General features: G+C 61.8%; 18 protein-coding genes. 7 read left to right on the top strand and 11 right to left on the bottom strand.

The window, feature by feature from the left end:
• The first annotated feature begins 223 nt into the window (after positions 1–223).
• Positions 224–3,229, top strand: a complete 3,006-nt coding sequence (locus ACREP4_RS02380; RefSeq protein WP_431594590.1) for a TonB-dependent receptor domain-containing protein — start codon at positions 224–226, stop codon at positions 3,227–3,229.
• A gap of 79 nt (positions 3,230–3,308) precedes the next feature.
• Here ACREP4_RS02380 and ACREP4_RS02385 read toward each other — a convergent pair whose 3' ends face one another.
• Positions 3,309–3,761, bottom strand: coding sequence for a transposase (locus tag ACREP4_RS02385; RefSeq protein ID WP_431594591.1), 453 nt, complete (start codon positions 3,759–3,761; stop codon positions 3,309–3,311).
• A gap of 223 nt (positions 3,762–3,984) precedes the next feature.
• Here ACREP4_RS02385 and ACREP4_RS02390 point away from each other — a divergent pair, with 223 nt between their 5' ends.
• Positions 3,985–6,831: a TonB-dependent receptor domain-containing protein gene (locus ACREP4_RS02390; protein ID WP_431594592.1), complete on the top strand. Its 2,847-nt coding sequence runs from the start codon at positions 3,985–3,987 to the stop codon at positions 6,829–6,831.
• 63 nt (positions 6,832–6,894) lie between these two features.
• Here ACREP4_RS02390 and ACREP4_RS02395 read toward each other — a convergent pair whose 3' ends face one another.
• Both ACREP4_RS02395 and ACREP4_RS02400 read right to left on the bottom strand, forming a co-directional pair.
• A complete protein-coding gene (locus ACREP4_RS02395) occupies positions 6,895–8,544 on the bottom strand; it encodes a sulfotransferase (protein ID WP_431594593.1) in 1,650 nt (549 codons plus the stop codon).
• 52 nt (positions 8,545–8,596) lie between these two features.
• The gene (locus ACREP4_RS02400) at positions 8,597–10,192 is read right to left on the bottom strand and encodes a phytoene desaturase family protein (protein WP_431594594.1); all 1,596 of its coding nucleotides are present in this window, start codon (positions 10,190–10,192) and stop codon (positions 8,597–8,599) included.
• A 315-nt stretch (positions 10,193–10,507) separates the two neighbouring features.
• Between ACREP4_RS02400 and ACREP4_RS02405 the strand changes: the two genes are divergently transcribed.
• Both ACREP4_RS02405 and ACREP4_RS02410 read left to right on the top strand, forming a co-directional pair.
• Complete coding sequence (locus tag ACREP4_RS02405) at positions 10,508–12,601, top strand: M13 family metallopeptidase (RefSeq protein ID WP_431594773.1); 2,094 nt, start codon at positions 10,508–10,510, stop codon at positions 12,599–12,601.
• Positions 12,602–12,879: 278 nt separating this feature from the next.
• Positions 12,880–14,886 carry a M13 family metallopeptidase gene (locus tag ACREP4_RS02410; RefSeq protein WP_431594595.1) on the top strand — a complete coding sequence of 669 codons (2,007 nt, stop codon included), beginning with the start codon at positions 12,880–12,882 and terminating at the stop codon, positions 14,884–14,886.
• A 96-nt stretch (positions 14,887–14,982) separates the two neighbouring features.
• On the opposite strand, the gene ACREP4_RS02415 is transcribed toward ACREP4_RS02410, so the two are convergent.
• From ACREP4_RS02415 to ACREP4_RS02445, 7 genes are all read right to left on the bottom strand, one after another.
• Complete coding sequence (locus tag ACREP4_RS02415) at positions 14,983–15,627, bottom strand: rhomboid family intramembrane serine protease (RefSeq protein WP_431594596.1); 645 nt, start codon at positions 15,625–15,627, stop codon at positions 14,983–14,985.
• Between the two features lie 42 nt (positions 15,628–15,669).
• Complete coding sequence (locus tag ACREP4_RS02420) at positions 15,670–16,020, bottom strand: MGMT family protein (RefSeq protein ID WP_431594597.1); 351 nt, start codon at positions 16,018–16,020, stop codon at positions 15,670–15,672.
• Complete coding sequence (locus ACREP4_RS02425) at positions 16,017–16,958, bottom strand: DMT family transporter (protein ID WP_431594598.1); 942 nt, start codon at positions 16,956–16,958, stop codon at positions 16,017–16,019. The genes ACREP4_RS02420 and ACREP4_RS02425 overlap by 4 nt, the downstream gene beginning before the upstream one ends.
• Positions 16,959–17,209: 251 nt before the next feature.
• Entirely contained in the window at positions 17,210–18,562 is a 1,353-nt protein-coding gene (gene gorA / locus ACREP4_RS02430; protein ID WP_431594599.1) for a glutathione-disulfide reductase, read from the bottom strand.
• Complete coding sequence (locus tag ACREP4_RS02435; RefSeq protein ID WP_431594600.1) at positions 18,559–19,809, bottom strand: NAD(P)/FAD-dependent oxidoreductase; 1,251 nt, start codon at positions 19,807–19,809, stop codon at positions 18,559–18,561. The genes gorA and ACREP4_RS02435 overlap by 4 nt, the downstream gene beginning before the upstream one ends.
• A 16-nt stretch (positions 19,810–19,825) precedes the next feature.
• The gene (locus ACREP4_RS02440) at positions 19,826–21,043 is read right to left on the bottom strand and encodes a DUF418 domain-containing protein (RefSeq protein WP_431594601.1); all 1,218 of its coding nucleotides are present in this window, start codon (positions 21,041–21,043) and stop codon (positions 19,826–19,828) included.
• A 214-nt stretch (positions 21,044–21,257) separates the two neighbouring features.
• Entirely contained in the window at positions 21,258–21,737 is a 480-nt protein-coding gene (locus ACREP4_RS02445; protein ID WP_431594602.1) for an FKBP-type peptidyl-prolyl cis-trans isomerase, read from the bottom strand.
• Positions 21,738–21,847: 110 nt separating this feature from the next.
• On the opposite strand from ACREP4_RS02445, the gene ACREP4_RS02450 reads away from it, so the two are divergent.
• From ACREP4_RS02450 to ACREP4_RS02460, 3 genes are all read left to right on the top strand, one after another.
• Positions 21,848–22,375, top strand: coding sequence for a C40 family peptidase (locus ACREP4_RS02450; protein WP_431594603.1), 528 nt, complete (start codon positions 21,848–21,850; stop codon positions 22,373–22,375).
• Between the two features lie 105 nt (positions 22,376–22,480).
• Positions 22,481–23,227 (top strand): C40 family peptidase, encoded by a 747-nt coding sequence (locus tag ACREP4_RS02455; RefSeq protein WP_431594604.1) that lies wholly within the window; start codon positions 22,481–22,483, stop codon positions 23,225–23,227.
• A gap of 195 nt (positions 23,228–23,422) precedes the next feature.
• Positions 23,423–24,763 (top strand): sigma-54 interaction domain-containing protein, encoded by a 1,341-nt coding sequence (locus ACREP4_RS02460; RefSeq protein ID WP_431594605.1) that lies wholly within the window; start codon positions 23,423–23,425, stop codon positions 24,761–24,763.
• A gap of 178 nt (positions 24,764–24,941) precedes the next feature.
• On the opposite strand, the gene ACREP4_RS02465 is transcribed toward ACREP4_RS02460, so the two are convergent.
• Entirely contained in the window at positions 24,942–26,276 is a 1,335-nt protein-coding gene (locus ACREP4_RS02465; RefSeq protein ID WP_431594606.1) for a hypothetical protein, read from the bottom strand.
• Between the last annotated feature and the right edge of the window lie 6 nt (positions 26,277–26,282).

Here is a 26,282-nt window from a genome sequence, read left to right on the forward strand (position 1 = left end):
CAGACTCCGGAATGGCCTTCGTCGCGGCCAACCAACGCGACCACAGAAAATGACATTTTTCCTTGCATTTCAATGCCTTATAAGACAATTCCGACATTGACAAGAAATATTAACCGTGTGTTAATCCGCCGCCACCGGCAGTGAAACTTTCTGAGAGGTATGGGAGTCGGGCGTTGCCACTGCCGAGCCAAGGCCCGCGAATTCCACCAAGGAGCAACACCAGATGGCACGTCACACGTCACCCAATCGCAGCCCCCTAAGCCTCGCGCTGACCTCCGCACTGATCCTTACCGCTACCGGGCATGCCGGCGCGCAGGAAGCACCTGCCGGCAACGGCGGCCAGGACGAAAAAGCCACGCAACTGGACCGGGTCAACGTCACCGGTTCACGTATTGCGCGCACCGGCTTCATCACCCCTTCGCCGGTCACCGCGATCACTGCCGAGGAAATCCGCGGCACGGGTGCCCTGAACATCGGTGACCTGATGACCAAGATGCCGCAGCTCACTCCGAGCTACACCATGGGCAACTCGACGCGCTTCATCGGCACCGCCGGTCTGGGCCTGCTTGATCTGCGTGGCATGGGCACATCACGCACGCTGGTACTGGTGAATGGCCGCCGCCATGTTGGCGCCAGCCCTGGTTCCACCGCGGTCGACGTGAACACCATTCCGGTTGAATGGATTGAGCGTGTAGAAATCATCACCGGTGGTGCCTCGGCCGTGTACGGCGCCGACGCCGTCGCCGGCGTGGTCAACTTCATCATGAAGAAGTCCTTCGAGGGCTTTGAACTTCGCGGACAGAAGGGCATGGCCAACGAGGGGGGCTTCGACCGCTCGTTCGTCAGCTTCTCCGGCGGCAACTCGTTCGCTGATGGCCGCGGCAACGCTGCCATTGCAATGGAGTACAGCAAACAGGATCGCTTCGGCCGTGGTGATCGCGCAATTGGTCGTGAGTATCTGGTCAGCGTTCCGAACCCGTCGTTCGATAAAAGCAAGCCGCCGAGTGAAAGCAACCCGCAAACTGTGCTGAGCCGCCCGGGTGGTAACCACTCGATTTCCTACGGCGGTACGTTCAATGCTGGCGCTGCATTCGACTTCCGCAATCCCGCAACCTACGGCAACCGCTACGTCTTCAATGAAGATGGTACGTTCCGGAAGAATCGCTACGATGGCGTTGTTGTCAGCAACACTTCGTGTGTGGACTGCGATTTCGCCGACCTGAACGCGGTAGCAGACTTGCAGCCGGCATTTGACCGCTTCAGCTTCAACACGGTTGTCAATTTCGATCTGAATGACAACCACCGCATGTTCTTCGAAGGCAAGTACAGCAAAACCGAATCCAACTACTACGGTCAGCCCAGCTTCGATTCCAGCCTGCGCGTTCGCCGTGACAATGCATACATCAGTCCCGAACTGGGCGCACTGATGGACGCGAACAATATGACCCAGCTGGTCATGGGCCGCTTCAACGGCGACGCTGGCCGTCGCGGTGAATCGATCGAGCGCCAGACCACGCGCGCCGTGCTCGGCGTTGAAGGCTACCTGTCCGAAAACTGGAGCTATGAAGCGTCGGCGAACTACGGTCAGACCACGATCGCCCGCCAGAACCTCAACAACCGCATCAATGAACGCTGGCATGCAGGCTTGGATGCAGTGGTCGACCCGAGCAACGGGAAGATCGTCTGCCGCTCGTCAATCGACGCCGACGCCATCAACCCGAATACCGGGCTGCGCTACAACCCACTTCTGGTGAATGGCTGCGTTCCGTTCAGCGTTTTCGGCAACGGCGCGGTCAGCCAGGAAGCCGCTGCATGGTTCAACACCTCGGCACTGAATAGCTCCAAATTGTCCCAGACGGTGTTGTCGGCCTCCGTCGCCAACGGCTCGCTTTTCTCACTGCCGGCCGGTGACATCGGCTTCGCCGGTGGCGTCGAATACCGCAAGGAGCAGAGCCAGGAGAATACCGATCCGCTGGCTGCGGCAGGCTTGACCTTCCTCAACGCCATCCCGAGCCGCAGCGGCAAGTACGACGTCAACGAAATTTTTGTTGAAACCACCATCCCGCTGCTGGCAGACCTGCCGGGTGTGAACCGCCTCGCTCTGGATCTGGCTGGTCGCTACTCGGACTACAGCACCATCGGTTCGACCCGCACTTGGAATATCGGCCTTGATTGGACCATCCTGCCGTCTTTGCGCTTCCGTGGCACGCACGCCAAGGCGGTCCGCGCACCGAGCATTGGCGAATTGTTCAATCCGCAGTCGCAAAATTTCGCTGCGATCAACGACCCCTGCAACACCAACGTAGTCAACTCCAACCGCCCCTCCACAGCCAAGGATCCAGCCCTGCGTGCAGCCAACTGTGCGGCATTGGGCATTCCGGCGGACTGGGTTGACACCTACTCGGCCTACCGTCCAGGCGTGAGCGGTGGCAATCCGGACCTGAAACCCGAACGTGCAAGCTCGGTTTCGTTGGGCTTCGTTTGGCAGCCAGAGTTCTTCGAAGGCTTCGGCATGTCCATCGACTACTGGCGCGTCACCTTGAACGACGCCATCGGTGCGGTGTCGGCACAGACCAACGCAACCCGTTGTGTTGACGCTCCCGGCGGCATCAACAACGCCTTCTGCAGCTCCATTCTGCGTGCACCGAGCGGCGGCTATACCTCGCCGAACGGCAACGACTTCCCGGGCTACAGCATCTACAGCTGGAGCGCTCTGAACGAGAACCTGGCCAAGTCACGCCGCGTTGGCGTCGATCTGGAAATGGACTACCGCTTCGATCTGCTGGGCGGCAACACCACCCTGCGCTTCGTTGGCACCCGCATGATCCAGTCACGCGAGTGGGCGTTCCAGGACTTCCCGGAGGAGTACACCGAATGGGTCACCTCCGTGACCGATCCGCGTTGGCGCGCGCAGTTCAATGTTGGCTACAAGATCGCCGATTTCCGCGTCAAGTGGGACATGGTCTACGTCGACGGAAACCTGCGCGTCTCACCGGACAGCTACAACTCCAGCCCGGGCCAGGCTTCGCCGATCCGCAACGGCTCGTATACCTACCACAACACCCAGGTGGGCTACACACTCCCGAACTCGAAGATCGACCTGTACATCGGCGTCGACAACGTGTTTGACAAGGATCCGCCGCGCAACTACTTCGGTGCCGACGTGGGTTCGGGGTTCTACGACAACATCGGCCGTTTCATGTACATGGGCGCCAGCTACAAGTTCTGATCTGACGATTCAGTCGTACATGTGGAAAGAACAAGCCCGGCATATGCCGGGCTTGTTCATTTATTCAAATCTCAAAGCACTAAACGCCGCTAGAGCACTCGCCGCTCAGACATGCAACATCAATCTGGACCCATTCACCACGCTGGCGTCCTACGTTGGCCATGGCCGCTATCAGCTTGTGCTTCATACGCCACGCGGCGCAATAGCACACGCTCAGTACGACCCACCAACACAGCCGCAACGGCAGCTTAGAGCCGGCCAGAATCGTCCCTTCGGTCACGCAGGTCTGCGCCCAGTACTGCGCGCACGGCCTCAGCCACTGCGTGCCGCGCTGGAACCGACTGCTTCTGCGGTGCTGGCAGCTGGGGCAAACAAATCCGCCCGGCCAAAGTAGCTGCATCCAGGCCTGGAAGCACTCCGCCTCGGCTCCATAACGCGCCAAAAACTGAAGCCCCCTGACCAGACACCGGGACGCGACGGTAGTCAGGCCCCTTCTAGGGCAGCAGAAATATGAATAGAGAGAAATTTCCACTCCCCCAAGGAAACTCCCAATGGAATCAAAGCACAAACGCCAAAATCACTATCAGGCTGATCCTATAGTTTTTTTTCCAAATTAGTGCTTTCGCGCAATTTATTCGTTAAAGTCAGGTTACGTTCACCTCAAAGCAAGCGCCCTGATGACTGACTTTAGGGCAGCCCAAAAGAGCGATTGAGGCCGAACTACCAACTTCCGGATCATGCAGGGGATACAACAAGTGCAAGCCCGTAAAGGTGACTCCATCAAGCGCAGCGTGCTGACCAGCGCATTGCTGACCGCAATCCTTATCCCGGCCACTTCAATGGCTCAGGAACAAGCCAGCGCAGCCAAGACCCTCGACAAAGTCACGGTCACCGGCTCGCTCATTCCGAAAACTGAAGTCGAGACGGTAACCCCCGTCATCACAATCACCGCCGAGGACATCCATTCGCGCGGCTTCACCAGCGTTGCGGACGCACTGCGCTCCAACAGCTTTTCGAGTGGCGGCGTCCAGGGTGGCGAAACCTCCGCCTCCTTCACCCAGGGTGCTGAGGCCGTCAGCATGTTTGGCTTGGACCCCGGCTACACCAAGTACCTGATCAACGGCCGCCCGATGTCCAACTATCCGGCGCTTTATAACGGCAGCGACGTGTTCAACAGCATCAGCGGCATTCCGATCGATGCAGTGGAGCGGATCGAAATTCTGCCCGGCGGCTCTTCTTCGCTGTACGGCTCCGACGCACTTGCCGGTGTGGTGAACTTCGTTCTGAAGAAAGATTACGACGGCACCACGTTGCGCGTCCGAGGCGGCACCTACTCTGAAGGCGGCGGTTCAAGCTTCCGCGCCAGCCTGTCCAACGGACTGCGAGCATTCGACGACCGCCTCAGCGTGGTTACGTCCCTCCAGTACGAAAACCGTGATCCGGTTTGGGGTTACCAGCGCGACCTGACAAAAACTGTCAACCTGCATGGTTACAGCGCCCCGGTCGCATCTCGCGACTATTTGATCATCGGCTATCAGGACATCGGCAACCTTGGCCTGTCGAAGAACGCCTATTTCCTGCCCGACGGAATCGATTGTTCCAACACCACCACCCAGTTCGGTGGCACTGAAGGTTTCCAGAACCGCCCAGGGAGTGGTCAGTACTGCGGTTCACTGTACTCGCCTGGTTACAAAACCATTCGCAATGGCAAGGAAAGTGCTCAGTTGTATAGTCGAGCCACCTTCGACGTCAGCGACAACTTCCAACTCTATGGCGAAGTTTTGTACAGCCGCGAAGCCGCCGAGTACGCAACGGGCAGCTCCTATACTTGGTGGGGAACGGGCACCAAATACGGGTATTACTACGATCCTGACTACGATTCGTTGCTCAACCTACAGCGCGCGTTCTCTCCGGAAGACATCGGCGGCGGTGGCTACAACAATCTGCTCAACAAGGACACCACTAAAAGCTACACCTTCACCTTGGGCGGCAATGGCAGCTTCGGCGAAGCGTGGGACTATGACCTCAGCTTTACTCGTAACGAGAGCAAGCTAACCTCGCGGAGCTGGGTTCGTTATGCAGACAAGATCAATGATTTCTTTGAGCAGACCATCCTTGGCGAACAGCTGGGCGTAGATCCCTATTTCGGCAACTACCCGGTTTTCCGTCCGAACTACGATGCGTTCTACTCCACCCAACTTACTCCCGAGCAGTTCGCCAGCTTTACCGGCTTTGGCACTGCCAACGCCAAGACCTGGGACAACCTCGGACGCGCCCAGCTGACCAATGGCGACCTTTTCTCGCTTCCGGCAGGGCCGGCAGGTCTCGCCGTAGCCGTGGAAGTGGGCAACGAAGGTTGGAATTACACGCCGATGCCCGGCATCATGGATGGCGAAATCTGGGGCCAAACCGACGTCGGCGGCGCCGGTCACCGCGTTCGCTATGCCGCCATGTCCGAGCTGCGCCTGCCTGTCGCCAGCATGCTGACGGCCACGCTGTCCGGTCGTTATGACGCATTCAAGGCCTATGGCGAAACCATTGACAAGCCGACATGGGCTGCAGGCTTGGAATTCCGCCCATTTGATAGTTTGTTGATTCGCGGCAAGTACGGCACCGCATTCAAGGCACCGACCTTGTCTGATCAGTTCCAGGGCTTGAGTGGTTATTACACATTCGATACCGACTACTACCGCTGCGGCCAGGAAGGCTACACACCCGGGGACGTAGACGGCTGCTCTTATGAGTCCGAGCAGTACTTCGGCACACAGTCCGGCAATACAGAACTCAATCCGATTAATGCCAATACATGGAATCTTGGCTTTGTGTGGGCTCCGATTCCGAACCTGTCGGTCAGCGCAGACTACCTGTTCTGGGATATTGAAGACGAAGTCAAGCAACTCTCTGCGGATCAGATTCTGCAGCAGGAGTACTACTGCCGCCGTAACGAGGCCGGCCCCGGCGTTACCTCGTGCGACAACGTATATGCCTGGGTCCAGCGCAATACGAGTAACGAGGCACTGCTCTCGGTCTATACGCCCAAGGTCAATGTCGCCAAGCAGAAGCTGGAGCTGTTCACTGCATCGGCAAATTACATGCTGGACGTTGGCAACTGGGGCGCCCTGAACTTCTCGGCCAATTACACCGGAAAGCGCAAGCACAAGCTGCAGACCGACCCGTCCCAGCCGTTCATTGACCTGATCAATGAGCCGAATGCCAACTGGGTCTATGACGCAGGCCCCAAGTGGAAGGCAGATGGCGCCATCGGCTGGGCCATTGGTAAGTGGACTTCCACCCTGTACGCAAACATGCTCGGTTCGACACCGAACTATCTTGCGTATGCCAATGACAGCTTCAGCTACGTCCATAGCTCGGGCGCGAAGGCAGGAAAGTGGGGCACCTACACCACCTTCAACCTCGGCGTTGACTATGCAGCGATGGAAAACCTGAAGCTTTCCCTGCAGATCAACAACGTTGCCAACAAGATGCCGGAGGATCAGGCCCACAACTACCCGGGCACGGCAACCACCCCGTACAACAGTGCGCTTTACAGCGCCCTGGGCCGCTCAGTCTTTGCCGAAATTCGTTACGATTTCGCCAAGTAATCTGATAAGCAGAAAAGAAGAGGCCCCCGTTCACACGGGGGCCTCTTTGCATATGCGGACCGATCAATCAGATAGCGATTGCGGGACGGAAATTCCGCCTTCGCCAAGCAATGCGCGCAGCGGCTCCATGGCGGCACCGTAGCGCCTCCAGCGCTGCAGGAAACGGGGATGCAGCGGCTCACGAACCTGTACCGCACTCGCCGTCGCCGTTGGAGCCTCGTTCTCATGGAAGCGGAGGCAGGCTTCATCCCACGGCAAGCCGCAATGGTCAATCAAGCCGCGCGTAACAGCCTCTTGATCCCCCACAAGGTCTTCGTAGCACACCTGAAAAATCCGACCTGGAAAGGCACTCATCCAATGCTGCATCAGCCTTTCAAACTGAAGGTAATAGCGCCCTACATCCAGCAGATCATACGAGTAGTCGTAGAACGATGACTCCACCGCGAACAATTGCCGGAAATTACCAAGGCATGTATCCATTGGATCGCGGCGCAACAGAATAATTTTCGCACCTGGCAGCGCGTTCAATATGTGCCCCACATACTGAAAATTGTGGGGGAGCTTATCGACGAAATGTGGCGTATGCCCGGTCCCCGGCCGAGTGGATCGCACATACAGTTCGCCAACTGCAGCCCAATCCATTGCCGCGCTTCGTGCGACCACATCTCTGTCCAACAGCGTTCGCCCTGTTGCGCCGCTAAGACGGCGCACCGCCATCGGGAAGTTCATCAACTCTCCAGCAGAGTGGACCATTGGATGGCTTGAGAGGATTCTCTCCACCAACGTGGTTCCGGTACGCGGCATGCCAAGCACAAACAATGGCTCGCTACTTGCGAACCCCTTGGCCTCTACCTTGCGACCATCAAACTCCGCGATAAGCGCTGCAAACAAGTCCGCGTCATCCTGCGACTTATATCTACGACTCAGGGCGACCTGCCGTTTGCCTGCTACAAGGTGATCAAATGAAGCGGGGTAATCGCCAATATCCTCCAGCTCCTTAGCCACGGCCAGGTTCAAGTACAGACCCGCCTCCGGCTCCTTCCCGTACTGGTCAAGCAGCGCATGCAAGCATTGCAAATGATTCGTCTGGCGACTCTGCTTCTTCAACTGCGAGAGGGATAAGTGGGCTCTCCATTGCCTTGGATCGAGTTCGATACATTTCTGGTATTCCTGCTCCGCAGCCTCCATATCGCCCGCGAACAACAGCGAAGTGGCGAGGTTGTATCGATAGCCCGCACGTTTCGGCAGCAGTTCGACTGCTTGCGCAAATGCCCTGGCTGCCAACGCATGTTCATTGCAGCGCGTCAGCACTACACCCAAGGTATCTGAGGTCAATGCATCCGTATTGCCGGCATCCAACGCCCGAACTGCCGCCTCGGTAGCCTCCCGCATACCTCCTGAAGTGGCATAGGCTCGTGCCAGTTGCGCAAGGTAGTCAGGGCGGCTTGGATTCAGCCGAACCGCTGTTCTCAGGTGTGCCACGGCGGCGCGCAAATCGTTCAAACCAAGCGCAGCCACTCCGGCTACAAATTGAACTCCTGCATGATCGCTGACCAAAGGCAACAACGGCTCAATTAGACGTGCTGCGTCCTTCCATTGAGCCTGATTCAACGCCTGTACTGCTTGCGCATACAGCGCACGAACCTGATCATCTGAGCCGTTCGGCCGCAAGATTTTGGCCATTTTTTCTACTCCACCCTTGTAGCCAGCCATTTCAACATATCGCAGCACGTACTGGCTTCGTCACGCCGCAGCCTCTCATCCGTCAACCCAGCAAGGCCATCGCCGCATTGAACCCCGGCGCGCCCGTAACCCCACCACCCGGATGCGTTCCCGAGCCACACAAATAGAGCCCAGGAATCGCGCCGCGATAGTTGGCTTGGCCGACCATCGGGCGGGCGCTGAACAACTGGTTGAGGCTCAATGCGCCGTGGAAGATGTCGCCGCCGATCAGGCCGAAGGTTCGTTCAAGATCGAGTGGGCTCATGATCTGGCGGCCGAGTACCGAGGCCGCAAAGCCTGGCGCGTGTTTGTCGACGGTGGCGATCATCAGGTCGGCGACTTCATCGCGGTGATCGTCCCAGCTTCTGCCATCGGGTAATTGCGGTGCGACGTGCTGGCAGAACAGGCTGGCGACGTGTTGTCCCGGAGGTGCGAGCGAGTCATCCAGCGTACTGGGAATCAGCATCTCCACGATCGGTTCACGTGACCAGCCGTGTTGACGTGCATCGAGGTAAGCGCGATCCATGTAATCCAGACTCGGCGCGATGATGATGCCGGCGGTGAGGTGGTCGCCCTGCCCCGGTAGCACCGTGAAATCCGGCAACCGTGACAGCGCGACATTCATGCGGAACGTACCCGAGCCGCAGCGCCAGTTGCGCATGCGTTCGCGCGTTGCTGGCGGTACGTCGGCCGAATCGAACAGTCGCTCGTACAACAGTTTCGGATTGACGTTGGCGACGATGGCCTTGCCACGCAGCACTTCGCCTGTCGCCAGCATCACGCCCGTCGCCACGCCGTCTTCAACCAGCACCTTCGCCACGCCGGCATCGGTGCGGATTTCCACGCCCGCTTCCGTTGCCGCGCGCGCCATCGCCTGGGTGATCGCGCCCATGCCGCCGATGGCATGGCCCCACGCACCTTTGACGCCGTTGCTTTCACCGAATACGTGATGCAGCAACACGTACGCGGTGCCCGCCGCGTAGGGGCTGGCGTAGTTGCCGACAATGCCGTCGAAGCCGAACAGCGCTTTGATCGCTGCGCTCTCGAACCAACGATCCAGATATTCGGCGGCGGAGATGGTGAACAGGTCCAACAACTCCTGCTTCAAACCCGCGTCCAGTTGCTGCAATTGCAGGCCCAGCTTGCCGACTTTCCACAGTTCCGGCAGCGCGCGCAGCCAGCTGCCATCGGTGACGTTGGGTGGTGCCTGCAATGCGAGCGCGCGAAGTACGTCGGCGAAGATTTCCAGCCGGCGCTCGTACTCGGGCAGACGCTCGGCATCGCGCTGCGAAAATTTGGCGACTTCGGCCTGTGTGCGGCCACCACCAGCCAGCAGATACTGACCATCGGGTAGCGGCAGGAAGTTGTTGATCCGGCGCGGCACCACCCGCAGGCCGTGCCGCGCCAACTCCAGGTCCGCAATCACTTTGGGTTGCAGCAGCGACACCGTGTACGCGGCCACGGAGTTGCGGAAACCGGGATGAAACTCCTCGGTGACTGCCGCGCCACCGACGACCGAGCGGCGCTCCAGCACCAATACACGCTTGCCGGCCTTGGCCAGATACGCCGCGCAAACCAGGCCGTTATGGCCACCACCGATGAGGATCGCGTCCCACTGTTTGGCTGATGTCTTGGTCATTGGCGCTGTATAGCATTCGCGGGGAATCGCCGCCCATCGGGATGCCCTCAAATTCCGTGGTCGGCTGCGGCGGTGTTTTGAAGTCTCGGGGTGAAAGCTCCCCCCTCCCGCCCTCCCCTTGCCTTCGACAAAGGGAGGGGGTCTATCTTCTTGGCCTGTCAGGGCGCAAGCCACTCGTACGCCTGCGTGTCCTTCAATAGCAGGGCATTACCTTCGACACCCCTTGGCGATCAGTTTCAGGCGTATCTTCTGCGATCGGCCCTGGTTGCGGGGCCATACCTGTGCTCTGCAAACGGCCTGGAGGCCATTCCCGTGATCGTTAGTAACCCCAAGATCCTCCTGCTGACCCTGGCCGTTTCGGCCGCGCTGGTCGGCTGCAAGAAAGAAGAAACCCCGGCTACTACGGGCGCTGCTCCGGCAGCTGCCGCCACCGAACTGAAGCTGGACGAATCCAAGCTGCCGGCCTACAACGCCTTCACCGCTGCCGACCTGGACGCCAGCAAGGACGCCTGTACCGACTTCGGCGGCTATGTAAACGACAAGTGGCTCAACGCCAACGAAATTCCGGCTGACCGCACCAGCTGGGGCGCCTTCACCATCCTGGACGAGCGCTCGGTCGCCGTGCAGCACCAGCTGGCCGAGCAGGCCGCCGCGATGAAGAATGCCACCGGCGTCGAAAAGATCGTCGGCGACTTCTGGGCCGCCGGCATGGATGAAGCCAAGATCAATTCGCTGGGCATCACCCCGCTGCAGGCCGACCTGACCGCGATCGATGCGCTGCAGGACACCGCCGCCATCGCCGACTACCTGCGCAGCACCGCCGCCAAGGGCGAAGGCTTCCTGTTTGGCTTCGGCCCGGAAGCGGACTTCAAGAATTCGTCGATGAACATGGCCTACGCCATGCAGGGCGGCCTGGGTCTGCCGGATACCACCTACTACACCGACGCCAGCAAGGCCGACAAGCTCAACGCCTACAAGGCACACGTCGCCAAGGTGCTGGAGCTGTCGGGCGTTGCCGCGGCCGATGCCGCCAAGCAGGCTGACGAGGTGGTGAAGTTTGAAACCCGCCTGGCCAAGGCGTCCAAGTCCAGCGTCGAGCTGTCGCGCGATGTGTCGCTGTACTACAACCCGGTCACCGTGGCCGATGCCGACAAGCTGACCCCGAACTTCAGCTGGACCGAGTTCTTCAAGGCCCAGGGCATCGCCGCACCGGCGTCGTTCTCGCTGGCCATGCCGAGCTTCCACGAAGAAGTCAGCAAGATGCTGGGCGACACCGACCCGGCCGCATGGCGCGCCTACCTGCGCTTCCACACCGTGGATGGCGCTTCACCGTTCCTGAGCGACGCGTTCGTGCAGGAAAACTACGCGTTCTACGGCAAGGAACTGAACGGCCAGAAGGAAATCAAGCCGCGCTGGAAGCAGGTGCTGGGCACGGTTGAAAACAATGCCGGCGAAGCCTTCGGCCAGATGTACGTCAAGGTCGCTTTCTCGCCGGAAGCCAAGGCCAAGATGGAAGAGCTGGTCAAGAACCTGGCCGGCGCACTGAAGGACCGTATCCAGGGCCTGGCGTGGATGAGCGACGAAACCAAGGCCAAGGCCATCGCCAAGTGGGAAACCTTCACCCCGAAGATCGGTTACCCGGACAAGTGGCGTGACTGGAGCGGCCTGAGCACCACGCACGACGACTACCTGGGCAACGTGCGCGCCGCCAACGCTTTCAACTACAAGTTCGCGCTGGCCAAAATCGGCCAGCCGGTCGACAAGACCGAGTGGGGCATGACCCCGCAGATGGTCAACGCCTACTACAACCCGCTGCAGAACGAGATCGTGTTCCCGGCCGCCATCCTGCAGCCGCCGTTCTTTGATCTGAACGCCGACGACGCCGTGAACTACGGCGGCATCGGTGCTGTCATCGGTCACGAAATGACCCACGGTTATGACGACCAGGGCAGCCGCTTCGGCCCGACCGGCAACTTCGAGAACTGGTGGACCCCGGCTGACGCCAAGGGCTTTGAAGGCCTGACCGGCAAGCTGGTCAGCCAGTTCAACGAGTACAAGGTGGGCGACCAGCAGGTCAACGGCACGCTGACCCTGGGCGAGAACATCGCCGACCTCGGCGGCCTGGCCACGGCGTACGACGCCCTGCAGAAGGCAACGGCCGGCAAGGAAGACCCGAAGGTCGAAGGCTTCACCCGCGACCAGCGCTTCTTCTTCAACTGGGCCACCGTGTGGCGCACCAAGTACACCGACGAGAACGCCAAGGTCCGCCTGGCCACCGACTCGCACGCCCCGGCGCAGTTCCGCGCCATGGGTGCACCGTCGAACCTGCCGACCTTCGCGGCGGCGTTCCAGTGCAAGGCCGGCTCGCCGATGGTCCGCGCTGGCGACAAGCAGGTGGTCATCTGGTAATTGCCGCGTTGCGGTGATGTTGCACAGGGAGGCCCGGCATTGCCGGGCCTTCTTCTTTGCGCGATATGTAGGAGCGGGCTCGGCCACGAAGCCGACGGGCATAGAACACGCTTACCGGACTGCAATCGCAGGTGCCCGGATCGGCTGGCATTCGCGGCTTCGCGACCAAGGTGGCTCCGACGCAGGCCAATCCGCAAAAACCGCGACCACACCCGGCGCCAATCACGCAGCAGCTTGTTAAACTCCGCCCACTTTGTCCTTCTGCGGATATGCACTACATGCCTACCCTTCGCCCGCTCTCTATCGCCCTGGCTTTCAGCCTGGTGGCCGTCCTGTCCACGAACGATGCCCAGGCGGCACGCAAGAAAGCTGCGGCACGGGCACCGGCGGTAAGCGCGGCCTGCACCGATTTCTACGAGCTGACCAACGCCAACTGGCTCAAGGCCAATCCGGTTCCGCAGACCGGCGCGGTCACCGCACTGGGCCAGCTGGCCAACAACGCCCGCGACCAGCAGCGCCAATTGCTGGACCGCTCGATGAACAGCCCGCAGGGCAACGTGCAGAAGCTGCTGGGCGACTTCTGGGCCAGCGGCCTGGATGAAGCCGCCGTTGAAGCCGATGGCTCCAAGCCGATTGCGCCGCTGCTGACCCGCATCGACGCGATCAAGAAGGCCAAGGACATCCCGGCCTCGATCGCCGCGCTGCACCAGGTGGGCATCCCGGTGGCGTTCAACTTCGCCCCGGACGTCGACCTGAAGGCGCTGGACCGCCACATCGGCTACTTCATGCAGGGCGGCATGGGCCTGCCCGACCCGGCGTTCTACACCCGCACCGATGCCGACACCGTCGCCCTGATGAGCCGTTACCGCGGCTACGTGAAGCAGATCCTCGCGCTCACCGGCACCCCGGCCGACAAGCTCGACGCCGAGTCGGCGCTGGTCATCCAGTTGGAAACCGAGCTGGCGCGCAGCGCCCATTCGGTGGCCGACATCAACAACCCGTTCAACAACTATGCGCCGGTCGCCACCAAGGATCTGAGCCGCTACCGCAACCTGCAGCTGGACGCCTTCCTCAAGGCACAGGGCGTCAATGACGACCTGGTCTCGATGGCCGATCCGGCCCTGTTCCAGCAGCTCAACAGCATGGTCACGCGCCTGCCCGCCGCGCAGTGGAAGGCCTATCTGCGCTGGCGCGTCGGCGACTCGATGGCGCCGTACCTGTCCAAGGCCTATCGCGATGCCGAGTTTGAATTCCGTGGCCGCGTGCTGCGTGGTCAGACCATCGCCCCGGCACGTACCGACGCCGTGCTCGACGCCATCAACGTGGCCGCCGGCCCGATGCTCGGTCACGAATATGCCAACGCCTATCTCAGCCGCGACGCACGTCGTCAGGCCGGCATCATGGTCGATCAGATCCGCGAAGCGCAGATTGCCGCCGTCAAGCGCAGCACCTGGCTGAGCGCCGAAGCCCAGGTCGAAGCCGAAGCCAAGCTGGCGGCGATGAAGATCGAAATCGGCACGCCATTGCGCGACCTGGACTACACCGTGCAGCCGATGGGCCGTGGCAGCTTCGGCGGCAACATGTTGATCGCCTCCACCTGGCGCCACGCGCAGGAAATGAAGCGAATCGGCAAGGGCAATGCCGACCGTCGCTGGGACGTGCTGCCGCAGCAGCCGGCCATCAGCTACGACATCGCGCAGAACCGCCTGATCGTCACCGCCGCCGCCCTGCAGGGCCCGATCTTCACCGAGTCGGCCAGCAGCGCTGAAAAATTCGGTGCGTTTGGTGGACTGGTCGCGCACGAAGTCAGCCGCGCCATTGATGCCAAGGGCGCCATGATCGACGCCAAGGGCGAACTGCGCAGCTGGTGGACGCCGGCCGACAAGAGCGCCTGGACGCTGCTGGGCAACCGCGTTGCCGCGCAGTACAGCGGCTACGCATTCCCGGGCGTGAAGGATGCCAAGGTCAACGGCGAACTGACCCGCGACGAGAACATGGCCGACATCTCCGGCGTGGAAATTGCCTGGGAAGCGTTCAGTGCTTCGCAGGCCAATGCCGCAGCGGCCGACAAGCAGGCGTTCTTCAAGGGCTGGACCGCATTGTGGGCACAGCAGCTGTCGCCGAACGATGCCGTGCAGCGCTTGGCCTCGGACGTGCGCGCACCGGGCCGCTGGCGCGCCAACGCGCCGCTGTCCAACCTGCCGGCCTTCGGTGCGAGCTTCACCTGCAAGCCGGGCCAGCCGATGCAGCGCACCGACGCCGAGCAGATCAAGATCTGGCGTTGATGCGAAATTGAAGAAAGCAAAAAGGCGCGGAATTCCGCGCCTTTTTGCTTATTTAACGGTGTAGAGCCGAGTCATGCTCGGCTCTACCGTCGTCTGCTACTTAACCCGGCGCAGATGCGGGCCGCGCTTGTTGAACGGCGGTTGCCCGCGCCAATAGCGAATCAGCAGCCAGCCGAACAACATGCCGCCCAAGTGCGCGAAGTGCGCCACGCCCGGCTGCCAACCGGTGAAGCCCAGCAGCAGTTCAATCGCGCCGAACACGATCACAAAGGTGCGGGCCTTCATCGGAATCGGCGGGAACAGCAGCATCACCCGCTGGTTCGGGAACAACATGCCGAAGGCCAGCAGCAGGCCGAACACGCCACCCGATGCGCCCAGCACCGGATTGAATTCGCCAAACAGCGAGGCCACCACCAACTGGCAGATGCCAGCGCCGACCACGCAGACCATGTAGTACGTGAGGAAGCGCTTCTCGCCCCAAGTCATCTCCAGCGGCGCGCCAAACATGAAAAGCGCCAGCATGTTGAAGAACAAGTGACCGAAGCTGCCATGCAGGAAGCCATAACTCAGCAACTGCCACGGTTCAAAACCCGGCGAATCCAGGAACGCGTTCTGCGAGCCGAATGGCCACAGCATCAGTTGATTGAAGATACCTGCGGTCTGCGGCAACTGCTGCAGCAGGAACAGGGCGACGTTGGCGATCAGCAACGTCTGGGTGATCTTGGGCAAGCGCGGGAACATGACGGCATCCGGGTGAACTGCCGTCCATGATAGCCGCAGCCGCTAGCCCGGCCCCCAGATCGCTTCATCCAGTGTGCGCGGCGGTTTGGGCCGCTTCACCCGGCCGTTCTCGACCGTCACGCCTTCTGCACGCAGCCGTTGGCTCTGCTCGCGCCAACCACGCGAGCCCTCCGGCATGGCGATGCGTCCGTCCGAACGCAGTACCCGATGCCAGGGCAGTTCCGGGTCTTCGTTGTTGCCCAGCAGTCGTGCCACCAAACGTGCCCGGCCCGGCAAGCCGGCTTTGGCCGCCACCTCGCCGTAGCCCAACACCTGCCCATGCGGAATGGCGCGAATGGTGTCCAGAATGCGGGCATGACTGACGGCTGGATCACCCGTATCTGGAGCAGTCATCGCTTCTTCGCTATCCCGCTGCCGACCAGCAGCACGCCCGCCAGCACCAGCACGGTGCCGACGCTCTGCCACGGGCCCATCGGTTCGTCGAGCAGCCATACGCTCAGCACAATGGTGGAAACCGGGCCCAGCATACTCACCTGCGCCGCCAGCGACGAGCCGATACGCTTGACTCCGACCATGATCGCCAACACCGGCAACACCGTGCAGACCGTGCCGTTGAGCAACGACAGCCAATACACCTGCGGCGCATACGTCCACAACGCGCTGATTGGCTGGAACAGCAGGTATTGGCCGATGCACAACACGCAGGCAACCATGCTGGCGTACGCCGTCAAACGCACCGCGCCGATACGCGCCACCGACTGGCCGCTGCCAAACAGATACACCGCATAGCTCAGCGCGCTGGCGAATACCAGCGCCGAGCCGATCAGCGTGCGATGACCATCCAACTGGATGTCATGCCCGAATGCCAGCAGCACACCGAGATAGCTCACCAGCAATGCCGCCACCTGCATGCGCGTGGGCCGTTGTTTAAGCACCACCAGTGCGATCAGCACCACCAGGGTTGGGCTGAGATACAGAATCAAACGTTCCAAGGTTGCGCTGATGTATTGCAGCCCAAGGAAGTCGAGATAGCTGGACAGGTAATAGCCACTGAAGCCCAGCAACGCCCCCCTTCCCCTATCGCTACGCGACAGCGGCTGCGCGCGTCGTGCCGCCCACATGCCCATCACGATGAAGAACGGAAACGCGACCATCATCCGCAGCGCCAGCAATGCAGTGGCGTCGGCGCCGTGGCGATACGCGAGTTTGACGATCACCGCCTTGCCGGAGGCCGCGATGGCGCCCATACCAGCCAGCAGCAGGCCATTGATGAGCAGGCGTCGGGAGCTGGTAGGAAGTGGCGTGGTGGCCGGTTGCGTTGAAGCGGTCATCGGCGAAGGGCGTGCGGGGGGCGCCCATTATCAGGGATGCGTTGTGGTGCGTGATGCCGTGGAAGCCAGGAGCAGCGCTGAAACAAGCGCGTGAAGGCTGAGGAGTGAGAGCTACAGGCTGAAAGCTGAAAGCCCCCTCTCCCGCCCACCCCTTCACTTCGCGAACGGGAGCGGAGGCACACCTTTCACGCAGCGCAGGGGAGGATTGAGGAGGGTTGTCGTTGCTCTGCGGATCTCCACACACTCCCGCCCTAGCGCATCAACACCACTTCTTCCGCCGAGGTGGGATGGATGGCCACCGTCTCTTCCATCTGCCTGCGCGTCACACCGGCCTTCACCGCCACCGCGAAACCCTGCAGGATTTCATCGGCGCCTTCACCCAACAGGTGGATGCCCACCACTTTTTCGTCGTCACCTGCACAGACCATCTTGAACACGCTGCGCACGTCGCCATCGCCCAGGGCCTGCAGCATTGGCCGAAAGCGGCTGTGGTAGGTGCTGACCTTGTCGAAACGCTTGCGCGCTTCTTCTTCGCTCAATCCCACGGTGCCGAAGGGCGGGTGTGCAAACACCACGCTGGGCACGTTGTCATAGTCGAGCTTGGCGTCGGGCTGCCCGCCATACAGGCGGTCCATCAAGCGACGAGCAGCGGCGATGGCGACGGGCGTCAGCGTTACCCGGCCAGTGACATCCCCCACGGCAAAGATGCTCGGCACCGAGGTGTTCTGGTAGTCATCCACGGCGATGGCGTGTTTCTCGCCCAGCGTCACTCCGGCGTGTTCCAACCCGAGTCCACGGGTGTTCGGCGCGCGGCCGGTGGCGAACAACACGCTGTCGAAGACCGCATTTTCCGGGCCGTTGTGCAGCAAGGTACGCACGCGTGCGTGTTGCCGTTCGAGCGCTTTTACCTCACAACCGAAATGCAGTTCCACGCCCTGCACTCTCAAGTTTTCGGCTAACTGTTCCGACACCTCGGCGTCGAAGTGCCCCAGCAAACGTTGGCCACGCACCAGCAGTGCAACGTCGCCACCCAGCGCACGCAGCACGCCGGCCAGTTCAACCGCGATGTAGCCGCCGCCGATGATCGCCACACGCTCAGGCCGCGCCTGCAATGCGAAGAAGTCATCTGACACGCCGCCCAGTTCAGCGCCGGGCAGATCCGGTTTTACCGGATGCGCGCCGGTGGCGATGATGATGTGCTGCGCGCGCAGCTGGGTACCGTCGTCGCATTCCACCGTGTGTGCGTCCAACAAACGGCCACGACGGCTGATGCGGATCACACCGGTTTCGTCCAGCCGCTTCTGGTAGCTGGCGTGGATGTTGGCGATATAGCCTTGCCGCCGCCGCACCAGCTGCGCCCAATCCAGCGCCGGCTCGGTGGGTACGTCAAAGCCCATTTTTGACGCCAGGCCAATACGGTCGGCAAGGTCCGCCGCCAGCCACATCGCCTTCTTCGGCACGCAGCCCACGTTGACGCAGGTGCCGCCCAGCGGCGCAGGTTCCAGCATCGCCACGCTGGCGCCGTGGTGTGCCGCGCGGAATGCCGCCGCCAAGCCGCCGGAGCCGCCGCCAATCACCACGACATCGTAGTTGCCGGCGCTCATTGGAAACGCTCCGCGCGATACGGCGTTGGATCAATGGCAGGTGTCTGCCCGGTCATCAAATCGGCCATCAGTTGCCCACTCCCACTGCTCATGCTGATGCCGAGCATGCCATGACCGGCTGCTAGCCAGACGTGAGCATGCGTGGGCGAGCGCCCGAGGATGGGCATGTCATCCCAGGTCATCGGCCGCCAGCCATACCAACGTTCATGCACGGTATCGCCCAGCGGCTGTTGCAGATAGTCATGCGCAGCCTGCTGCAAGGCGTGCAAGCGGGTGTCATTCAAACGGCGGTCGTGCCCGGAGAATTCCATCGTGCCGCCGAGACGCAATTGCCCGTTCCAGGCGATGACGAACACCGAGCGGTCCTTCAACACCACCGGGCGGCTCGGCACCTGCGCCGGTTGGCTGCCGGTGATGGAGTAGCCCTTGCCCGGTTGAATCGGCATGCGCAGGCCAACACGGCGCACCAACGCTGGCGACCACGCGCCAGTGGCAAGCACGAGTTCCGCGGCACGGCGCTCGCCCTTCGACGTCTGCACACGAACACCCTGCGTGTGTGGATCAAACGACAGCAGCGTGCAGTGCTCTTCAATCTCTACGCCACGCGCGCGCAACACACGACCGAGTTCGGCGGTGTAGAGATCCGGACGCAGACTGGCGTCGCCGGGAAAACGGATCGCCCCAACGACGCCGTCATTGAATGCGGGTTCCTGACGCAGATAGTCAGGGCCATCGATCAGCCGCGTGTCGATACCAAATTGGTGGAGGGCTTCGCATTCGCGCGCGTGGCGCTCGAAGTTGGCCTGATCGCGGAACACATAATCCAAGCCCTTTTCGGCGAATTCGCAATCAAGCCGATAGCGGCGCACCCAATCAGCCAGACGCTGTCGCGAGTCATTCAACAAGGCCGCGCGGCCTTGCGTGCTCTGCAGCCAATCGTGGCGATTGCAGCGCGCAGCAAAACGCGCCAACCAACGCCACAACGCTGGATCAAAACGCGGCGGGATATACAGCGGCGCTTGTGGCGACAGCATCCAGCGCAACGCCCGCATTGGCACGCCGGGCGCGGCCAAGGGTGGCGCATGGCTGGGCGTGATGGTGCCGCAGTTGCCGTGCGAGGTTGCACCGCCGAGTCGGCCAGCATCGAGCACGCGCACCTGTCGCCCTGCTTCGGACAGTGCCAGCGCGGTCGCCAAGCCGGTGGCACCGGCACCAATGATCAGAACATCGTCTTGGGGGGATTTCACCCGCCAATTCTATTCCTCAGCCTTCGCGCTGACGCCGCAATGGTGGCAGTTGCAAGTATGTGATCGCGCGCCACAGCCATTCCACCGGGCCGAAGCGGAAGTAGCGGAGCCAGCAATGGCTGAGCAACACCTGCACCGCGAACAACGCAGCCGCGAACAGCAACTGCCAAGCGCGACCCATCTGCTCGAACCAACCCAGTCCGTAGCCGTAGAACACCAAGGTGCAGATCAGCGACTGGCCAAGGTAATTGGTCAACGCCATGCGTCCGGCCGGTGCCAAGCAACGCAGATACGCGCTCCAGCGCACGCCCCACGCCAGGTAACCCAAGCACATCAAAAGCCCGGCAACCGCATTCAACGCGTAGGTGCCGGTTGAACGCAGGTCAAAGCGCCCCGGGGCCACATACGGCAGCCACCAGACACTGAGCAGCATCAACGCCAAACCAATCGGCAATGCACCCCAACGCAAGCCTGCGAACAGGCGTGGATGTTCGGTCGGCCGGGCAATCGCCCCGCTGCGTGCAAACCACGCGCCGATCAGGAACATGCCCAGCACTTGCGGCCCCACGATCATCAGCGCGCCCAACGCGGTGCCGAAATCCCGCAGCCGTTGCAACACCGCAACGCCATAGCTGCCGTGCGCATAGGCTTGCCGTTGCGCTTCAATCGAAGCCTGCGCGGTGTCTGCCAGCTTGGCGGCTTCGGCTGCCGGCAGCAGCGACATCACCGCGCCCAGCAACAGAATCAATACGGCCGCGCCCAGATACGCCGCCGTGCCCAGCGCCGGCAACCAGCTGCGCGGTGCTTCGCGAAAGGCCAGCAACACGAAGGACAACAAGGCATAAGCCACCAGAATGTCGCCAGCCCACAGCAGCAGCGCGTGCAGCAAACCGATCAACAACAAGCCCGAGCTGCGACGCAGATAGAAGCGGGTGAAGTCGCGACCGGCAGCTTCGGCGCGCTGCGCCATCACCGCAAAACCCACGCCGAACAACAGCGAGAACAAGGTAAAGAACTTGCCCTGCACGAAGACGTAGACGAAGCCATCGGCCCAGCGGTCCAGCCCCTGCCAATGCGCGTCGATGCCGGTGAAGGACAGGTCCAACGGGCCGGCGAAGGCTTCCAGATTCATCAGCAGAATGCCAAACAGTGCCAGACCACGCAGGACGTCCAACGTGGCGATGCGCTCATTTGGCGTGACAGGCTGGAAAGCAGAAGTGGACAAGGCGAGCACGCTCTGGCGACAGGTGCGCGATTAAAGCACGCGCCCCGTCCTGCAACGGAGTGCCGGACAATGGCGGTGCCCGATTGCGGTAGCGCCGAGCCATGCCCGGCAGCAGCTCTCCCGGTAACGCCCCAGCGCTGCGTAGCTGCGCGCTGGCTCGGCCCTGAAACGCAAACGGCCCGCACAGGGCGGGCCGTTTGCTGCATTGCTGCCGGTGCGGCAATCAGTGCTGGTGACCACCGTCGCCGTGCACGTGACCGTGCTGCACTTCTTCTTCGCTGGCTTCACGCACTTCGATGATTTCCACGTCGAAATGCAGATCCTTGCCGGCCATCGGGTGGTTCAGGTCAACGTCGACCACGGTCATGCCGACCTTCTGGACGGTGACAGCGCGCGGGCCGAAGTTGGTCTGCAGGATCACCTGCGTACCCGGCACCAGACGGGTGGTGCCGAAATGCTTCTTCGGCACGCGCTGGGTCAGACCTTCGCGGCGCTCGCCGTAGGCTTCGGTCGACTTCACGTCAACGCCAAACTTCTCGCCGGCTTCCTTGTCCATCATGGCCGCTTCCAGGCCCGGGATGATGTTGCCGTGGCCGATCAGGATCGCCAGCGGATCACGGTCCGTGGAGCTTTCGATCGGCTCCTGGCCGATTTCCGAAACGGTGTAGTGGAAACGGACGACGCGGTCTTTTTCGATCTTCATGCCTAACTCTGTCTGGTGGCTGCCCGGGGCAGACGTTGAGACGGCCTTGCCGGCCGCCGAGGACGCCGCCATGATGACGGCCTTCTGAGGTGGCGCATTATCCGGGCTCCATGCACATCACGCCAGTTTTCCGCTCCCGCCCGTGGCAGTTGGCCGCCACGCTCCTGATCACTGCAGCCTTGGCCGCCTGCGGGCACAGCCCCCGCAAGCCTGCGCCGCCGTCGGGTCAGACCTATTCACCGGTGGCGCCAGCCGACCCCGCTGCAGCCGCCTCGGTGTTGATGCGGGCGCTGGGTCTGGTGGGCACGCCCTACCGCTACGGCGGCAATACGCCGGAATCCGGTTTCGACTGCAGCGGTCTGGTGACCTATGTGTACCGGGACATGCTGGCGCTGAACCTGCCGCGCACCTCGCGTGAGCTGTCTGCCATCCAAGGCCCGAAGATCGCCACCGACCGCCTGACCACCGGTGACCTGGTGTTTTTCGGCAGCAAGGGCAACGTCTCCCACGTAGGAATTTATGTCGGTGAAGGCCGCTTTGTGCATGCGCCAAGCACCGGCGGAACCGTAAGACTGGATTACCTGTCCGGCCCGTACTGGCGCGACCATTACACCGGCGCCAAGCGAGTTTTGCGGTAAACCGTGAATCACATCACCATAAATAACGAATAATTAACGAAATTTGTACCTATACCCACGCTTCAAAGGGCATGATCGCCCATCGAATTTTTTTGTGACTGCCGCGTGACGACTGACAACACGTCCTACCCGAGCCAGCCGAAGCCCTTTTCACGCTCCACCCGCCGCCTGTTGTGCGCCGTGGCGCTGGCCTTCGCCAGCCTGCCCGCCTTCGCTCAGAGCGCTGCGGAAGTTGAACCCGCTGCCAAGCCGGCACCCGCCCGCGCTGAAGCACAACGCAGCAAGGCCGACGCCGCTGCCACCGCCACCCTGGCTGCCCTGCTGCCACATCTGGCCGCCAGTGACACCATTCCGCTGATGGACCGCTCGGCAATGTTTGCCGGCGACCTGAGCCGCCTGATTTCCGCTTACGACGCCTCCAAGGGCGTTGCCGCCGCCACCGATGCCGCGCTCGCCAACGACGCTGACGGCAAGGTGCAGTCGGTTCTGCGCCGCGCCATGACCCTGCTGGGCACGCCGTACCGCTGGGGTGGCACGTCCCCGGACGCCGGTTTCGACTGCAGCGGTCTGGTGGGTTACGTATTCCGTACCGCGCTGGGCATCGAACTGCCGCGCGTGTCCCGCGAGATGGCCAGCCAGGCCAGCTCGGAACTGATCCGCGACCGCGCCTCGCTGGCTGCCGGCGACCTGGTGTTCTTCGGCCGTCGTGGTCGTGTTGACCATGTCGGCATCTATGTCGGTGAGGGCCGCTTCCTGCACGCCCCGAGCACCGGCAAGGACGTGCGTACCGATACGCTGCTCACCGGCTATTGGAGCGACAAGTTCATGCAGGCGCGCCGCGTCCCGCTGTAAAGCGTTCGCAAGCCGTGCCGCCAAAGCCGTCGCCCTCCCGGGTGGCGGCTTTTTTCATGGGTGTGACAATTCGCGCGAACCGAACAAACCTTAATACGACTCATGCCAAACGTGCGCCAATTCACATATCAGATGTGATTGCACCCTTCTGAATCAGGGGTATATGGTTGCCACCGAACGCAAAGGTGACCACGCATGGCCGCAGCACCTGATTCGAGCAAACGTTGTGTTATCTGGTTCGGGAAGCCGGGGGCGCGAGAAAAAGTGATGCTGGCTGCGGATGGCTGGCAAGTACGTGCGGTTCTACCCCAACAGCCCGCCGACATCGGCATGCGCGGCGGCGACATGGTGGTTGGCTTGATTGATTTCCGCTCCAGCTCAGACACCGAGTTGGAGCGCATCCGTCAGCTCACCGCCGAGCACGGCCACATGCCGCTGTTTGCCCTCACTCCGGCCACGGATGAAGGCGACACTCATTTGTCACATCCCCTGCTTGCCGCCTGCCGACAACAGTTCCCGCATCCGCCGGATATCCGCGAACTGCTGCGCCAGCTGCAGGCGCTGGGCGATGCGCCCCTAGCGCTGGCCCACGATGAAGTGCTCGACACGCTGCTGGGCGAGAGCGATGTGATGCTGGTGATGCGCGCCACGCTGCGCAAGTTCGCGCCGGTCGATCTGCCGGTGTTGATCACCGGCGAGACCGGCACCGGCAAGGAAGTCGCCGCGCATGCGCTGCATCGCCTGTCCTCGCGCCATGGCAAACCCTTCCAGGCGGTGAACTGCGGCGCCATTCCCTCCACCTTGGTGCAGTCGGAATTGTTCGGCCACGAACGCGGCGCTTTCACCGGTGCAACGACGCGCCGTCATGGTCTGTTTGAAACCGCGCACAACGGCACGGTGTTCCTGGATGAAATCGGCGATCTGCCGCTGGATGCACAAACCAGCCTGCTGCGTGTTCTGCAGGAAGGCACCATCGAACGCGTGGGCAGCAACCAGCCCATCCATGTCGACGTACGCATCCTTGCCGCGACCCACGTGGACCTGGAACGCGCGGTGGACAACGGCAGCTTCCGCCGCGATCTGTATTACCGCCTGAACGTCTTGCGTTTGCCGATGCCGCCGCTACGCAACCGCGATGGCGATATCGAATTGTTGTCGCGCCATTTTCTGGCGGATTTCCGCAGTCGCCACCGCATTCGTGCGCGCGGCTACAGCAGTGAAGCCCGTCATGCGATGGAACGTTTTCAATGGCCCGGCAATGTGCGTGAGCTCTTGAACCGGGTGCAGCGCGCGGCCATTACCGCCGAAGGTGAATTGATCACCTGCACGGATCTGGAACTGGGCGCCGACGGCAGCGGTGCCGATCACGGCCAACTCAGCCATGCGCGCACGCATGCCGAACGCGAAACCTTGCTGTCATGCCTGCAGCAGAGCCGCTACAACGTCAGTGCCTGCGCGCGGATGATGAAGGTATCGCGCGTGACGATTTATCGAATGTGCCGCAAGCATCAGTTGACCTTGGAAGCGTTGCGTTGAGGTTTGCAGGAATCAGCCCCCTCCCTTTCGCATAGCGAAAGGGAGGGATGGGGAGGGGTGCTTTTTGGCTGAAACATTCGCGGTTTCGCGGTAACGCCCCTGCCGAGCATGGCTCGGCACTACCGTGCCGCTGTTGCATTTCAGAACTACTCACTTCTCACGCCAATGCGCCAACACTTCAAAGCATGTACGGCACCTTGAACGCCAGGCTGAAGTCCGGTGCATCCGGGGTCAGGCCGATACCGAGCATGCTCACGAACGTGGCCTTTGGCGTCAGCGCGTAGGTCACGCCGAGGTTGAGCGTGCCGGCGTTGGCGTCGCTGCCGATCACCTTCATCCATTTGCCGTCCTTGTAACGGGTGGACGCGCGGGCGCTGAGTTTGTCGCTGAAGGAAATACTCAAACTGGTGCGTTCGTTGAAGGCGAACGCGATACCCGCGCCGAAGTAATACGAGCCGCCCAACTTCACTTCGCCCGGGTTGATCGTGTCCGGGTTGGAGTCAATGTCATCGAAGCTGCGTTTGAACGAATGGATGTAGCCCAGGTTGGCGAACAGAATCGCCGGGTCCGCCGTTTTCACTGCTGACAAACCCAGGTTGGCCTGCCACACGCCATTGCCGGTCGGTTGCTTGGCCGGCACCGCGAAACGGATGAAGTCATCGTCGTCGCGTTCGATCACTTTCCAGTCCAGGCCATACGGCTCGCGGCCCGTCGGTGCGGTGACGCCGCCAGTCAACACGGTTTCCGGACGCCAGCCGCGTTCGCCGAACAACTTGTAGTTGGCGCTGGCAGTGACATCGCCAATGCCGGTGCCGTGGGTTTCTTCCTGTGCGATGGCTGCGGCCGAACCGCCAGCGCCGCCCTTCTGGTAAATGGTTTTGCGGGCGATGTAGGGCACATCCAAGTTCAAGGTCAGCCGTGGATTGAGGCCCCAGCGCGCGGCGAAGTTGTAGGTGACCGAGTCGGACTCCACGTTCTCGATGGCGATGTTGCCCAGGAAGATCGCGTCCAGCGCAAGGAAGCCGTTGAGGGTGAGTTGCTTGCGGTCGTAGCGCGCATAGCTGACGCTGTTTTCCAGCGTGAGGCGGCGATTGAACAAGGCCGACTGCTGCTGTTTGACGTCGTCCACACTGCGCCGCGCGGCCTCTTTGGCCTGCTGCGCTTCAGTCGCGCTGCTGGCATAGCCGTCGCCGGATCCCGCGGGCTTCGGCGGCGATTGCTGCGCGGCTTCGGCGGCGATTGCTGCCGCCTGCGGTGGCACCGTTGCCGGCGCCATGGCCTGCGCCGTCTTGCCGCCAACCCGCGCCTGGATCGCCTGCACCTGCATGTCCAGTTCACGCAGCCGTCGCACTTCCTGCGCGTAGCTGGCCTTCAGTGCCTCCAGCTGCGCGACCAGTGCGCGTACATCCTCTTCATCCGTGCTCGTGCTGTTGCCGGCTTCCGCCTCCTGCGCCGCCACTGAAGGCGAAACCACAGCCAGACTCACCAGCGCCGCCATCGCCAGTCGGTTCATTGTCGT

The organism is Stenotrophomonas sp. (assembly GCF_050737575.1).
Taxonomy (GTDB): Bacteria; Pseudomonadota; Gammaproteobacteria; order Xanthomonadales; family Xanthomonadaceae; genus Stenotrophomonas.

Bases quoted from the DNA above. Each gene is read 5' to 3' on its own strand.
- ACREP4_RS02420 (WP_431594597.1), bottom strand. From the start codon at position 16,020: ATGACTGCTCCAGATACGGGTGATCCAGCCGTCAGTCATGCCCGCATT.
- ACREP4_RS02460 (WP_431594605.1), top strand. From the start codon at position 23,423: ATGGCCGCAGCACCTGATTCGAGCAAACGTTGTGTTATCTGGTTCGGG.
- ACREP4_RS02445 (WP_431594602.1), bottom strand. From the start codon at position 21,737: ATGAAGATCGAAAAAGACCGCGTCGTCCGTTTCCACTACACCGTTTCG.
- ACREP4_RS02380 (WP_431594590.1), top strand. From the start codon at position 224: ATGGCACGTCACACGTCACCCAATCGCAGCCCCCTAAGCCTCGCGCTG.
- ACREP4_RS02400 (WP_431594594.1), bottom strand. From the start codon at position 10,192: ATGACCAAGACATCAGCCAAACAGTGGGACGCGATCCTCATCGGTGGT.
- ACREP4_RS02465 (WP_431594606.1), bottom strand. From the start codon at position 26,276: ATGAACCGACTGGCGATGGCGGCGCTGGTGAGTCTGGCTGTGGTTTCG.
- ACREP4_RS02395 (WP_431594593.1), bottom strand. From the start codon at position 8,544: ATGGCTGGCTACAAGGGTGGAGTAGAAAAAATGGCCAAAATCTTGCGG.
- ACREP4_RS02425 (WP_431594598.1), bottom strand. From the start codon at position 16,958: ATGACCGCTTCAACGCAACCGGCCACCACGCCACTTCCTACCAGCTCC.
- ACREP4_RS02410 (WP_431594595.1), top strand. From the start codon at position 12,880: ATGCCTACCCTTCGCCCGCTCTCTATCGCCCTGGCTTTCAGCCTGGTG.
- ACREP4_RS02450 (WP_431594603.1), top strand. From the start codon at position 21,848: ATGCACATCACGCCAGTTTTCCGCTCCCGCCCGTGGCAGTTGGCCGCC.
- gorA (WP_431594599.1), bottom strand. From the start codon at position 18,562: ATGAGCGCCGGCAACTACGATGTCGTGGTGATTGGCGGCGGCTCCGGC.
- ACREP4_RS02415 (WP_431594596.1), bottom strand. From the start codon at position 15,627: ATGTTCCCGCGCTTGCCCAAGATCACCCAGACGTTGCTGATCGCCAAC.